This window comes from Acinetobacter sp. YH12233 (assembly GCF_013417725.1).
Taxonomy (GTDB): domain Bacteria; phylum Pseudomonadota; class Gammaproteobacteria; order Pseudomonadales; family Moraxellaceae; genus Acinetobacter.
Map to the genome: position 1 here is coordinate 1 of NZ_VPDK01000019.1, position 12,773 is coordinate 12,773.

Genomic DNA, 12,773 nt, shown 5'->3' on the forward strand with positions numbered 1-12,773 from the left:
TGGAAAAATCTAAAAGGTATGTTTTACCGAAAAAAAGAAGTAGAAACTACCCACGAGTTGTGAAAGGGAAACCACAGAAATACCCAAAAAAATGCCAGTCAATCTCTTAACTGACTGGCATTACTCAAATGAGGGCTTTTTTATTTAAGGCCAAAATGCGCAAAAATAAGGCAAGTTTCCACACAGATTCTTCATAGTTTTAACCTTACTTAACATCTATTAACATGAATACTGATGAGTCACATGAGAATGAGTCCTACTATACTTACATACAGTAAGGAATCAAATTTAACTCTCTCCACAGTTAATCTTGATTTAGTTTTGAAAGAAACTTCCTTTTTCTACGCAATGACAACCCCAATCATTGCGTTTTTTTTGTCTGTAATTTTTGAAAATATAAAAAAATCCTGCCAGATGAGCAGGATTTTGTTGTGTCTTGAATATTAATATTTGAACAAGCCTTTTTCTAATGGAATTTCAATTCCAATAGAGGCACCGCCATCCTGACCATTTACATCTGAGTCACTTATCCAGGCATTAATTTTAAGTGGCATTTCTGGACGAATATAATGCGACCAGGTGACATCTAGTGCTTTAATTTCATCATCAAAAGCAAAAGCAGCATTATTTAAACTTGCACGTTCAGACTGATTCACTTCAGCAAACAATACCCGCCCAGATAAACGGTTCATCGGATCAAAACGGATATCACCACCTACTGAAACCATCTGTGCATCACCACCTAAAGCATGTGCCAGCGGATAACCATGCTGATAAAAACCATCAGTATAATTGGTATGGTTATAAGAAATACCTCGCACCTTGCCGTTAGTACGTGTATCTGCCCATTCTGTATAAAGTTGATATGGCATATTTCTTACAGTCGAAGAATAGTCTATTCCAGCCAGATACATTTTCTTCGCAGGCAGACCACCCGCTTCATCTTCACCTACATATTGCCCATAGAAGCCCATAGGTACCTGTGTCAAAGGAAACAGGTTCAGGCGTGCATCGAAACCAGCAATCTGGTTTGATGGGTCAGGTTCACCCGTACCACCATTATCTTTATTCCCGACAAAAGCATCCCATAATGAACTTAAGCTTTCAGGACGTCCTTCCCCACCCCATTGAATCGCACGAGAAGCACCTAGCTCCAAGTAAGATAAAGGTTGTGCTGTTACACGAAGACCAATAAGTTTGGCATCTGGAACGGCAGTATAATCATCCAATTGTCCTGCAAAAGCCTGATATTGCCACGGTCCAATCCAGGACAGCCATTTAGTTTCAAAAGCTGTTTGTTCTGCACGTTGTGCCATAAATCCATATACTGGGCGGCTAGCATCGCCACGAATCAAGCTGCCATCATGTCCCGGACCCCAATAGGTCGGAATTTGGCCGGCAATCAGCCATTGATTCCAGAGTTTCCCTGCTAGATAAGATCCTTCCAGATTCACATCCTGATCATTCTCAATTTGTCGATCTTTTTCGGCATAACCCGGAGTTTGGCATCCCAGTTTTCGCCGCCTGCATTAAACTCTAAAGCTGCCTGAAATTGTGCCTTTTGCTGATCGCCAAAGGCTTGAGGAATATCTTTTGGATCACTTTCCTCAAATAAGCCTACTTTGAGCTGCTGATTGTCTGCTGTTAATTTTGCCAGAACTGAATAATAACACGTTGTTGTACTTTGTTACTCACTTGTGCATTGGATAGAGCTCGTTGAATTTCATCACCACTGAGCGGCCAGGTCGAGGTACTGATCTAGATCACCCCTTGTTGGTTTAACCAGTTCAAGTCAGTACGAAGATTTGCATCATTCAGAACCAGCCCTTGAGCAAAAACAGGAAGCGAAAGTGTCGTAAGAAGTGCACTTAATAATGGTTTTTTTAGAAACATGGGATCAATATTCTCAAGTTTATTTTTGCCTAACCATAGATATTTCAAAAACAATATTCAATGGTGAAACTGTATCAGTATAATATGAAACCCTAGATTTAATTGACTTTCAAAATAATAAATCGCTTCGAGAAATGAGATAGAAATACAAAAATGAAATTACAAATGTAAAAAATAGAATTAAATAATGCTGGGTTTTAATTTTATTTAAAATAAATACTGAACACATAAAAAAGGCAGTTTTAAAAACTGCCTTTTTTCGAATAAGTCATTAGTGTTTATGACGCATATGCGGGAATAAGATTACATCACGGATACTTGGTGCATTCGCAAAGATCATCACCAGACGGTCAATACCGATCCCTTCACCTGCTGTAGGAGGCAGACCATATTCCAGGGCTTCAATGAAGTCAGCATCATAGTGCATTGCTTCATCATCACCCGCATCTTTCTCAGCAACCTGCGCCTGGAAGCGTTCAGCCTGATCAATCGGGTCATTTAATTCCGAGAAGCCATTTGCCAGTTCACGACCACCGATAAAGAATTCAAAACGGTCTGTAATATGCGGGTTTTGATCATTACGGCGTGCTAATGGGGAAGTTTCTGCTGGATATTCAGTCACGAAGGTAGGCTGACGTAGTTGAGTTTCAACCGTTTCTTCAAATACGATGGTTTGCAGTTTACCCAGACCAAAACCTGGTTTTACCTGTTCTTTCAGTTCTTCCTGAATGAATTTCGCCAGGAACTCACGGTCATTGACATTTTCTGGAGTGAACTGTGGATTGTGCTCAAGAATGGCGTCAAACATTGAGATCTTTTTAAATGGCCCTTTGAAGCTAAAGACTTCATCGCCATAAGGCACATCAGTGGTACCCAGAATATCAATTGCCAGTTTTTCCAGCATTTGCTCAGTCAATTCCATCAGATCTTTGTAGTCTGCATACGCCTGGTAGAATTCGATCATAGTGAATTCAGGGTTATGACGAGTAGAAACACCTTCGTTACGGAAGTTACGGTTAATTTCGAATACGCGCTCGAAACCACCCACAACCAGACGTTTCAAATAAAGCTCAGGTGCAATACGCAGGAACAATGGCATATCCAGCGCATTATGATGGGTTTCAAATGGACGCGCAGATGCTCCACCTGGAATCACGTGCATCATCGGGGTTTCAACTTCCATAAAACGTTTGTCATTCAGGAAACTACGAATACCGGCAACAACTTTGGCACGAACTTCAAAAGTTTTACGGGTTTCTTCATTCACGATCAGATCAAGATAACGTTTACGATACTTCACTTCAGTATCAGTCAGACCGTGGAACTTGTCTGGAAGTGGACGTAATGATTTAGTCAGTAATTCAAAATGTTCGATATGAACATACAGGTCACCTTTACCAGAACGACCAATATAACCTTCAACCGCAATGATATCGCCCAAATCCAGGCCTTTGATCGTTGCAAGTACTTCTGGCTCAAGCTCTTTACGTGGAACATAAAGCTGAATACGACCGGTCATATCCTGAATCACGATGAATGAACCGCGGTTCAACATCACACGACCTGCTACTTTTACATGAACGTGTTCGCCAGCTTCAATTTCTTCTTTAGATTTATCAGCAAACTGGTCTTGTAAATCTTGCGCATAATGTTCACGTTTAAATGTGTTTGGCCATGGGCTAACACCAGTTTCTTTTGCGTGGTCTTGAATCTGCTTTAACTTGGCATGACGCTGTGCAATTAAATCGTTTTCGGAAATGATTTGTTCAGAAGTCGATTGAGCGTTATTTTGCGTCATCTCTGCCTCGGATAAGATTAGTTAAAAAATAGAAGTTGCATAGAATAGCAGAAATCTGCATCAAATCGTAGCGTAAAGACTTCCCACACGTGGCTTTTCTTGAGAAAAATTTCTGGATATATGAAATTTTTAAAAACAAATGATTTTCATTATTTTCAGTTTCGAATTTTATGATTGGTTTTTTTAGAATATTGCCAAACTTTTATTAGATGAAAGTCCAAGACCTCAACCTTCTGTACGAATTATGCCTTTTTATCCAGTATCAGCTTAGACCAATAGCTAACTGCTTCCTCGAAATAGACGTTTTACAATAATAACCATATTAGAAGGTGGTGTTTTAACACCCTGACCACGACTTTGCCATGTCCGATAAAAATGAGTAAAAATATGTCTAAAATATTGTTTTTTCATGGCTTGGATTCGTCAAAACAGTCCACGAAATTTCATGCAATTGATGCAATGCATAAATATTGTATAGATGTGGATTATCGTAATCTGAGCTACCAGTCGGTAGCCGATTTCTACCACGAAATGGTTGAAACCATTAGACCGGATATTCTGGTCGGACACAGTCTGGGCGGTTATTGGGCGCTAAAAATGTCACAAGCTCATCAGATCCCTTGTGTGATCGCGAATCCTAGCTTGCAACCGAATTTCCGCGATGATTATCCTGCGATTTGTGACAGTGATTTGCAGCATGATATTCCGCAAATGGCCTATCTGGAATTAGGCGATGAAATTCTGGATATGCATGCAGCACAGGCACAGCTTGAAGATTATATGCAAATTCATGCCATTGAAGGTGGTCATCATCGTCTGGAACATCCCGAACAGATTAACGACCTGATTCAGGAAATTGAATATCATTTTATCCGGCAATAAAAAAGCCCCAATAGTTGGGGCTTTTTTGATCATTCAGACTTAAGCAACTGCAGCTTCAGGCTGGGATTTATCATCAAGTACTGACCAGATGTCCAGGCCTAATTCACCGTGTAAATCTGGCAGATCAAGGAAGATGCTCGCACCTAGAACCTGATGCTGACATTTTTCAGCCAATTCATGAACTGCTTTCAATGTACCGCCAGTTGCCAGTACATCATCCACAATAATCACTTTTTGTCCCTGAACTTCTGCAGACATTTCCAGACGGTCCAGACCATATTCAAGGCTATAACCTACCCCTACGACTGGAGGCGGCAATTTACCTGCTTTACGAACCAGCAATAAGCCTTTGCCAGTACGCTGCGCCAACAGACTTGCCAGCACAAAACCACGTGCTTCCACTGCCACAAAGCTGTCTACTTCAGCAAGCTTTTCTTCAGGAATGCTGGCAATCAGAGCATCAGTTAATGGCCCTAGATTATTCATGAATAATGGAGTTAAATCGAAGAAACAAATGCCTGGTTTTGGGAAATTCTGGACAGTACGAATGTGAGACCACAGAGTAGTAGACAAATTGCTCATGGGAGATCTTTAAACAAGGAAAGGAATAGGTGAATTTTAAACTAAATTAACAATGTGTAACAACAACGACTGTGCAACATTAAAGCAGAAAATAATACTAACCAGCTGATTTAAATATATAAATTAATTTTAAAAAATATTTAATAAAGACTTTGCTAAGTCTAAGTTAACTGATTTTAATCATTTTTTCTGCCCGACTTTGGTCTACAACCTAAAATCTAAGCCAGAAGAGTGTTTATAAAACTAAAAATACAATTGTTTGCCTAAGCTTAAATATACTTCTAGTAATGAAATACCTAGGGACTGACCTTTCTGCTGTTAATTTCACTGATTAAACTTTTATTCGCTTTACTTTATGAATAGAACTGCGTAAAAATTTAGCCAAATATGTTTACTATTAAAAGTCATATTCTTTAGGGTCTTGCCATTTGTGGATTTTAAGCTGACAGCTACAGTTGGTCAGTTTTGGAGAGTTATATGAAAAAATATCAATGCATCGTTTGTGGATGGATTTATGACGAGGCAGAAGGTTGGCCTCAGGACGGAATCGTTCCTGGAACCAAATGGGAAGATATTCCTGATGACTGGACTTGTCCGGATTGTGGTGTTTCTAAAGTCGATTTTGAAATGATTGAAATCTAATCATGTTCTTTTAAAGACCATATTGAATGGTCTTTTTTATGTCCTTTATACCTGAAAAAAACTAATTTAAAAAAGCATGGAGAATCGTATGCATCCTATCGTCATCATTGGTTCGGGCATGGCGGGTTATGCTGTTGCCCGTGAGTTTCGCAAACTCAACCCAGACCATGAACTTGTCATGATTTGTGCTGATGATGCGACTAATTATGCAAAACCTACGCTTTCTAATGCTTTAGTAGGAAACAAAGCGCCAGAACACATCCCTTTGGGTGATGCAGAAAAAATGTCAGCGCAGCTGAAAATGCGCATCGAAAAAAATACCTGGGTCAAAACGATTCATCCTGAACAGCATCAGCTGACTTTAGAAAAAGACGGTCAGGAAAATACACAGGATTATTCTAAACTGGTGCTAGCTGTAGGTGCCAATCCAGTACGCCTAGCCATTGCCGGTGATGCCAGCGACGATATTCATATGGTCAATAACCTGACTGACTATAAAGCTTTCCGTCATAATCTGGCAGCACGTGAGGATAAACGCGTAGTAATTTTAGGCGCAGGCCTGATCGGCTGTGAATTTGCCAATGACTTGCAGCATACCAATCATCAGGTCACCGTGATTGATCTGGCACCCCAGCCTTTAGGTCGCTTATTACCAGCTCATGTCGCAGATGCTTTCCAGCAAAATCTTGAAGAGACGGGTATTCATTTTGTATTAGGGACAACAGTTGAAAAAGTCTCTAAAGTTGAAAATGGTGATTATCTGGTCACACTTGCCAATGGCCAGTCGGTAGTGGCTGATGTGGTGCTCTCTGCTGTGGGCTTACAACCGAATATTTCTGTCGCAAAAGAAGCTGATATTCATACCAGTCGCGGGATTCTGACCAATACAAAACTAGAAACCAATCAACCGGACATTTATGCAGTAGGCGACTGTGCGGAAGTAAATGGAATGCTTTTGCCATATGTCATGCCAATCATGCAGCAGGCCCGTGCCCTGTCTAAAACATTGAATGGCGAACATACTGCAGTCCATTATCCAGCAATGCCTGTTGCGGTAAAAACGCCAGCTGCGCCATTGACTGTCCTTCCTGCTCCGGTTGATGTCGAAGTAACTTGGGAAAATGAAGAGTTTGATGACGGTATGCTGGCCAAAGCCTTTGATGCTAGTGGCACTTTACGTGGTTTTGTCCTGCTCGGTGCCACTGCTGCCAAACAACGCCTAGCATTGACCAAGCAGGTTCCTGACTTGATTCCAGCTACAGTTTAGATGTTTAATACAAAGGACATTTTTTAAGCGAAATGTCCTTTAATCAGGAAATACATCATGCATAGTGCCTTGCAGTTCAATCATTCTCCGTATACCGCTTTCATGCGTGAAACCAAGGTCGATCTTGGCAATGGCATCGAATTGCACGTGGAAGTCGGAGGAAATCCTGAACACCCGACCATTCTGCTGATTATGGGACTTGGGGCACAGATGCTATACTGGCCCGATTTCTTCTGTAAATCACTCATTGATCAGGGCTATCATCTGGTGCGTTTTGACAACCGGGATATTGGTTTATCTTCCAAGATTCACCATAAAGGGCCTCGCTTAAACACCTTAAAAATGATGAGCCGTTTTGTACTGGGTTTAGGCAATCAGGGCGCGCCTTATACGCTGTACGATATGGCAGATGATGTACATCTTCTGATTGAAAAAATGGGACTGGGTCAGGTCTATGTGCTCGGTGCCTCTATGGGCGGCATGATTGCCCAGATTCTGGCCGCACGTTATCCTGACAAAGTTAAAAAAATGGGCTTACTGTTTACCAGTAATAACCAGCCACTGTTACCTCCGCCTTTTCCAAAGCAACTCTTTAGTTTAATTGACAAACCCGCTTCCACAGATGAAGATGGCATTGTCGATCATAGCTTGAAGCTGTTTAATATTATTGGCTCACCGGGTTATGTGAATCATCTGGAAGCGATTCAGACCGCCCGTAAGTTATATAAGCGAAGTTACCATCCAGCGGGTGTACTTCAACAGTTTTTAGCAATATTATGTACGGGTTCATTGCTGCAACTGGACAAGCAAATCCAACAAGAGACCTTGGTGGTTCATGGTGCTCGTGACAGATTGCTGCCTCCTAGTCATGGTAAGGCTGTTGCAAAAGCAATTTCAGGGGCTAAATTTGAATTAATTGATGGAATGGGGCATGATATCCCTCCGCATTTTATTCCATATCTTAGCGAATTATTTGCTGATCATTTTAAATCATAAACATTAGGACACTATGGCTGCATTACCATCCCTAAGACAGCTGTCATACCTCGTAACACTGTCTGAGACGCTGCATTTTACAGAAGCTGCTCGCCGCTCATTTGTTACCCAGTCAACTTTGTCTGGCGGTATTATGGAGCTGGAGCGTTTACTCGGTGGCGTTCTTGTTGAACGCGATCGCCAGAATGTACGTTTAACGCCGCTTGGTGAACAAGTGGTTGCACGTGCCCGTGTTCTACTGGCTGATGCTCAGGACTTAATGCGTTTAAGTCGTGAAATGAGTGAACCATTAACCGGTGATCTGCATCTTGGCGTTATTCCAACCATTGCCCCTTTCATCCTGTCGCAATTTCTGGATGAAGTGCATCAGCAGCTACCGAAAATTCAGCTACATTTACATGAAGCTCAAAGTGAGAAAATTGTAGAGAAACTGGAGCATGGTAATCTGGATATGGTGGTGCTAGCGCTGCCTTTCGATACCCGTAGCCTGAAAGTTGCTGAAATTGCCAAAGAGAATCTGTATCTGGTACATCACAAATCTGACCAGAATGCGGCTCAAGCCAAGTCTCTGGAAGATCTGGATCTGTCTCGCCTGATGCTGTTGGAAGAAGGCCATTGCTTGCGTGATCATGCATTGAGTGCCTGCCCGATTGGTGAGCGTAAAAATGATCATCGCCTGAAAGCAAGTTCATTACCGACGTTAATTGAAATGGTGTCTGCTGATCTTGGTTTTACCCTGTTGCCAGAAATTGCACTGCATACCAATATGATCAAAGCCAATCCGGATCTGCGCATCAATCCAATCAATGCTGCACCAAGCCGTACTCTGGCGCTGGTCACTCGTAAGAGCACACCGCTACAAAGCGAATTCGATGTGTTATTACAAATTTTGCAAAAAATTACTGCTCACGATGCAGCTTAATTAAGCCCTAATAAAAAAGGAGCACTTAGATTGCTCCTTTTTTATTGCCTGTGTCTTCTGATAAATTTAATTTTTATAAATTCAGTCAATTAAAATGATTCAAAAACCAGTTTTTTAAACTTTAACTATTTATAATATATAAAAATTAAATCCCTATTTCTTGGGATTGGCATTGAAACTAATTTAAGCCAAAATACATCTGTATATTAATTACTCTCAGGATAAGATTTCTTTGGCCTCATTTTTGCCTGCACCGGTATTATTGGTGCAACCTTATCCACCCCCGCTCTCTTCCAATTTTGATCTTGCATTGCTACAGCTCGGTTATCAACCGGATATGCTGTCCTATACCGATCATCTGTCTGCTCAATCCCATATTGAACAGTATCTTCCCAATCTCGTGTTATATGAGATTCATGAGAAAGCACAACTTAAGAATCTTAATATAATTCAAGCACGAATCCAGATTCCTCATCTGATTGCAGTTTTAGCTGATGATTCACTTGAAATGATCGATTTATTCTTGTCATCTGGCGTGGATCGATATCTGATTGCTTCGCATCCTGTTTCGAAAATAGTGGCAAGCCTGAAAATCATTCTACGTGGCGGTGCCGACCTACATCCTGAATTAGCCCGTTATTTAGTGAGTCAGGAAACAAAAATACATTTTTTAAATCAGACTGAAGTACAGATGTTAAAGTATTTCAGCCAAGACCTGACTTTGGCCGAAATTCAAAACAGATTAAGTCTGCACGATTACCAGATTTATGCTGCTATTCGCAAAATCTATCAAAAACTCGCGAATCCATTTATCCATTCTCAAAATTAACAAAATATAAAAAAGGCTGAATCATCAGCCTTTTTAGTTTTTTTGAGTTATTTAAAGGTTTCCAGCAAGGTACGCTGTGCATTATGTGGTTGTTCACCTTCAGCGACTTGGGCACGCACCCAGGTTCCATCTCCCTGTAACAACCAGGCCTGCTGATTGTCTTTCAGGTAATTTAATAAGCCTTGCTGGTAAATGCGTTTCTTTAATGCTTCATCTTCAATCGGAAAACAGGCTTCTACACGATTAAACAGGTTACGATCCATCCAGTCTGCGCTTGAGCAATAAATGCGGGAATTGCCATTATTGCTAAAATAAAATACGCGCGTATGTTCCAGGAAACGGCCGACGATTGAACGTACCCGAATATTCTCTGAAAGTCCCGGCAAGCCTGGACGTAGACAACAAATTGAACGGATAATCAGATCAATCTGTACACCTGCTTGAGAAGCTTCATAAAGTTTATTGATCAGTTGCAGCTCAGTTAAAGCATTGACCTTCACGATGATCTGGGCTTTCTTGCCCGCTTTGGCATTGGCAATTTCATTATCAATATAGTTGATGAGCTGGGCATGCAAGGTAAATGGTGCATGGAGCAGCTTTTTCAGCTTGGCCATTTTCCCCATTCCGGTCAATTCCTGGAAGATACGATGCACATCTTCACACAGATCCTTGTCTGTGGTTAACAAGCCATAATCTGTATAAATCCGTGCATTGCCCGCATGATAATTCCCGGTACCCAGATGTACATAACGCACCAGCTTGTTATTTTCTCGGCGTACCACCAGAATCATTTTGGCATGGGTTTTATAGCCGACAATGCCATAGACCACGACAGCCCCCGCCTCTTGCAGTACATTAGCAACTGCAATATTGGATTCTTCATCAAAACGAGCACGCAGCTCGATGACTGCAGTCACTTCCTTACCGTTACGGGCCGCTTCTGCCAGCACCTGCACGATCTCGGAATCTGGACCACTACGGTACAATGTTTGCTTGATTGCCAGTACCTGAGGGTCACGTGCCGCTTCACGTAACAGCGTAATCACCGGGGCAAAAGATTCAAATGGATGATGTAGCAAAATATCCTGCTTCTGCATGGCACTGAAAACATTTTCAGATTTTTTTAGTACTTTAGGCAGAATTGGCGTATGTGAATCATAACGTAGATGTGGACGTTTGAAGTTGGACAGTAACCGCGCTAGATTAACCGGTCCTGCCACTTTATAGAGCTGTTCTTCATCCAGATCAAATTCTTCCAGCAGATATTCATAAATATGCTGCGGACAATTTTCAGTCACTTCCAGACGGACTGCACGACCAAAACGGCGCGAACTTAGCTCGCCTTTTAAGGCTTTGGCCAGGTCTTCAACATCTTCATTTAAGGCCAGATCGGCATTCCGGGTGACACGGAATTGGTAACATCCCGTCGCGGTCATGCCCGGGAACAGGTCAGACACATGTTCATGAATGATGGCGGATAACATCACATGATGTTCTTTACCATCAGTCAGTTCATCCGGTAAACGCACAACACGTGGCAATGAACGTGGCGCAGGAACAACCGCAAGATCAATCTGACGGCCAAAGGCATCTTTCCCTTCGAGCGTCACAATAAAATTCAGGGATTTATTCACCAGACGTGGGAATGGATGTGCCGGATCAAGGCTAATAGGCGTAAGAACTGGCGCAACCTGTTCCTGAAAATATTTTTTCACCCAGGCCGATTGTGCCGGTGTTAGCTCTCCACGGCGCAAGAAGCAGATATCTTCCTCACGCAGTTTAGGCAAAATCTCTTCATTTAAAATACGGTACTGACGTTCAATGGCGGCATGTGCAGTTTCGGCAATCTGCTCTAATACTTGTTTTGGCGTCAAACCATCTGGACTGCGGCTTTCATTGCCCAAATCCAGTTGTTCCATGACGCCAGCCACACGAATTTCAAAAAACTCATCTAAATTACGTGAAAAGATCAGTAGAAAATTCATGCGTTCCAGCAAAGGATGCAGAGGATCAACCGCCTGTTCCAGCACTCGCAAATGGAAATCCAGAATAGACAGTTCACGATTAATGTAACGATCATTATAAGTATATTCGATTGGTGCCGAAGTCGTACTGGCTGCCGTATTCATATCAAACCTACGCTATTTTCAAGTCTTGCTTATTGCTTTTAGTATGCTTCAAATTAATGACATTTTCATAAAAAAAGCCCAAATATTTGGGCTTTATCTTGATATTTTTATTTAAGGGATTTCAGCATAGCGCATATAACGCTGAATCATACGTTTACGTGCTTTTAGGGCTGATGCATTACGATGATCTTCAAAATATTTTGGATTGGTGAGAATCGCTGCCAGGAAGATGGCCTGATCACGAGTCAGGCTCTCTGCAGTCTTACCAAAATAATGTTTGGCTGCCGCTTCTGCTCCATAGATATTGTCTCCAAACTCAATCGAGTTTAAATACACTTCCAGAATACGCTCTTTAGACCACATGCGCTCCATCATCCAAGTCGCAACAGCTTCCTGACCTTTACGCAGGAATGAACGCTTGTTGACAAGGAACAGGTTTTTAGCCAGCTGCTGGGAAATGGTTGACCCCCCTGCCACGACACGGCCTTCATTCTTGTTACGGCTGAGTGCAGTCTGAATACCATCCCAGTCAAAGCCATGATGGTGCATGAATTTTCCATCTTCTGCCGTCACTACCGCCCGCTTGAGATTGGTACTGATTTCATCATAAGGGCGCCACTGATGTTGAATGGGTTTGGAGGGTTCAGTCCAATAATCGATCCGCATCATCATGGTGGTATTCACCGGATTGGTTCGCCACCAGGCTAAACTTGCAAAAATCCACAGTTGAACAAGTAGAATCACACTGACAATCACGAGAAGGGTGCGGGTCAGAAAGGCTTTCATGTCAGTGCGTTACTCCTGAAAATTCAATTTTTCGTGTTAAGCTTATT

10 protein-coding genes and 1 pseudogene are annotated in these 12,773 nt (G+C 41.9%); 6 read left to right on the plus strand and 5 right to left on the minus strand.

The window, feature by feature from the left end; translation table 11 throughout:
* Nucleotides 1–443 precede the first annotated feature (443 nt).
* Together FTV12_RS09870 and lysS are read right to left on the minus strand one after the other, a co-directional pair.
* Nucleotides 444–1,893: pseudogene (locus FTV12_RS09870) on the minus strand (capsule assembly Wzi family protein).
* A 271-nt stretch (nucleotides 1,894–2,164) separates the two neighbouring features.
* The gene (gene lysS, locus FTV12_RS09875) at nucleotides 2,165–3,691 is read right to left on the minus strand and encodes a lysine--tRNA ligase (protein WP_034704199.1); all 1,527 of its coding nucleotides are present in this window, start codon (nucleotides 3,689–3,691) and stop codon (nucleotides 2,165–2,167) included.
* Between the two features lie 387 nt (nucleotides 3,692–4,078).
* On the opposite strand from lysS, the gene FTV12_RS09880 reads away from it, so the two are divergent.
* Nucleotides 4,079–4,573 carry a YqiA/YcfP family alpha/beta fold hydrolase gene (locus FTV12_RS09880; RefSeq protein ID WP_180033958.1) on the plus strand — a complete coding sequence of 165 codons (495 nt, stop codon included), beginning with the start codon at nucleotides 4,079–4,081 and terminating at the stop codon, nucleotides 4,571–4,573.
* A gap of 39 nt (nucleotides 4,574–4,612) precedes the next feature.
* Here FTV12_RS09880 and FTV12_RS09885 read toward each other — a convergent pair whose 3' ends face one another.
* Nucleotides 4,613–5,155 carry an adenine phosphoribosyltransferase gene (locus tag FTV12_RS09885; RefSeq protein ID WP_125279198.1) on the minus strand — a complete coding sequence of 181 codons (543 nt, stop codon included), beginning with the start codon at nucleotides 5,153–5,155 and terminating at the stop codon, nucleotides 4,613–4,615.
* A gap of 477 nt (nucleotides 5,156–5,632) precedes the next feature.
* Here FTV12_RS09885 and rubA point away from each other — a divergent pair, with 477 nt between their 5' ends.
* The 5 genes from rubA to FTV12_RS09910 all read left to right on the plus strand — a co-directional run bounded on the left by rubA (nucleotide 5,633) and on the right by FTV12_RS09910 (nucleotide 9,811).
* Complete coding sequence (gene rubA / locus FTV12_RS09890; protein ID WP_004783011.1) at nucleotides 5,633–5,797, plus strand: rubredoxin RubA; 165 nt, start codon at nucleotides 5,633–5,635, stop codon at nucleotides 5,795–5,797.
* Between the two features lie 88 nt (nucleotides 5,798–5,885).
* Nucleotides 5,886–7,064, plus strand: a complete 1,179-nt coding sequence (rubB, locus tag FTV12_RS09895) for a rubredoxin reductase RubB (protein ID WP_180033959.1) — start codon at nucleotides 5,886–5,888, stop codon at nucleotides 7,062–7,064.
* A gap of 57 nt (nucleotides 7,065–7,121) precedes the next feature.
* Nucleotides 7,122–8,060: an esterase EstB gene (gene estB, locus FTV12_RS09900; protein ID WP_034704187.1), complete on the plus strand. Its 939-nt coding sequence runs from the start codon at nucleotides 7,122–7,124 to the stop codon at nucleotides 8,058–8,060.
* Between the two features lie 13 nt (nucleotides 8,061–8,073).
* Entirely contained in the window at nucleotides 8,074–8,982 is a 909-nt protein-coding gene (gene oxyR / locus FTV12_RS09905) for a LysR family transcriptional regulator OxyR (RefSeq protein ID WP_005234587.1), read from the plus strand.
* Nucleotides 8,983–9,214: 232 nt separating this feature from the next.
* Nucleotides 9,215–9,811, plus strand: coding sequence for a response regulator transcription factor (locus tag FTV12_RS09910; protein WP_180033960.1), 597 nt, complete (start codon nucleotides 9,215–9,217; stop codon nucleotides 9,809–9,811).
* 47 nt (nucleotides 9,812–9,858) lie between these two features.
* Here the strand turns inward: FTV12_RS09910 and ppk1 are convergent, their stop codons facing one another.
* Both ppk1 and mtgA read right to left on the minus strand, forming a co-directional pair.
* Entirely contained in the window at nucleotides 9,859–11,940 is a 2,082-nt protein-coding gene (gene ppk1, locus FTV12_RS09915) for a polyphosphate kinase 1 (RefSeq protein ID WP_180033961.1), read from the minus strand.
* A gap of 111 nt (nucleotides 11,941–12,051) precedes the next feature.
* Nucleotides 12,052–12,726, minus strand: coding sequence for a monofunctional biosynthetic peptidoglycan transglycosylase (gene mtgA / locus FTV12_RS09920; RefSeq protein ID WP_004783023.1), 675 nt, complete (start codon nucleotides 12,724–12,726; stop codon nucleotides 12,052–12,054).
* Nucleotides 12,727–12,773: the final 47 nt, after the last annotated feature.

Coding starts and splice junctions, on each gene's coding strand:
- lysS (WP_034704199.1), bottom strand. CDS start 3,691: ATGACGCAAAATAACGCTCAATCGACTTCTGAACAAATCATTTCCGAA.
- FTV12_RS09880 (WP_180033958.1), top strand. CDS start 4,079: ATGTCTAAAATATTGTTTTTTCATGGCTTGGATTCGTCAAAACAGTCC.
- FTV12_RS09885 (WP_125279198.1), bottom strand. CDS start 5,155: ATGAGCAATTTGTCTACTACTCTGTGGTCTCACATTCGTACTGTCCAG.
- rubA (WP_004783011.1), top strand. CDS start 5,633: ATGAAAAAATATCAATGCATCGTTTGTGGATGGATTTATGACGAGGCA.
- rubB (WP_180033959.1), top strand. CDS start 5,886: ATGCATCCTATCGTCATCATTGGTTCGGGCATGGCGGGTTATGCTGTT.
- estB (WP_034704187.1), top strand. CDS start 7,122: ATGCATAGTGCCTTGCAGTTCAATCATTCTCCGTATACCGCTTTCATG.
- oxyR (WP_005234587.1), top strand. CDS start 8,074: ATGGCTGCATTACCATCCCTAAGACAGCTGTCATACCTCGTAACACTG.
- ppk1 (WP_180033961.1), bottom strand. CDS start 11,940: ATGAATACGGCAGCCAGTACGACTTCGGCACCAATCGAATATACTTAT.
- mtgA (WP_004783023.1), bottom strand. CDS start 12,726: ATGAAAGCCTTTCTGACCCGCACCCTTCTCGTGATTGTCAGTGTGATT.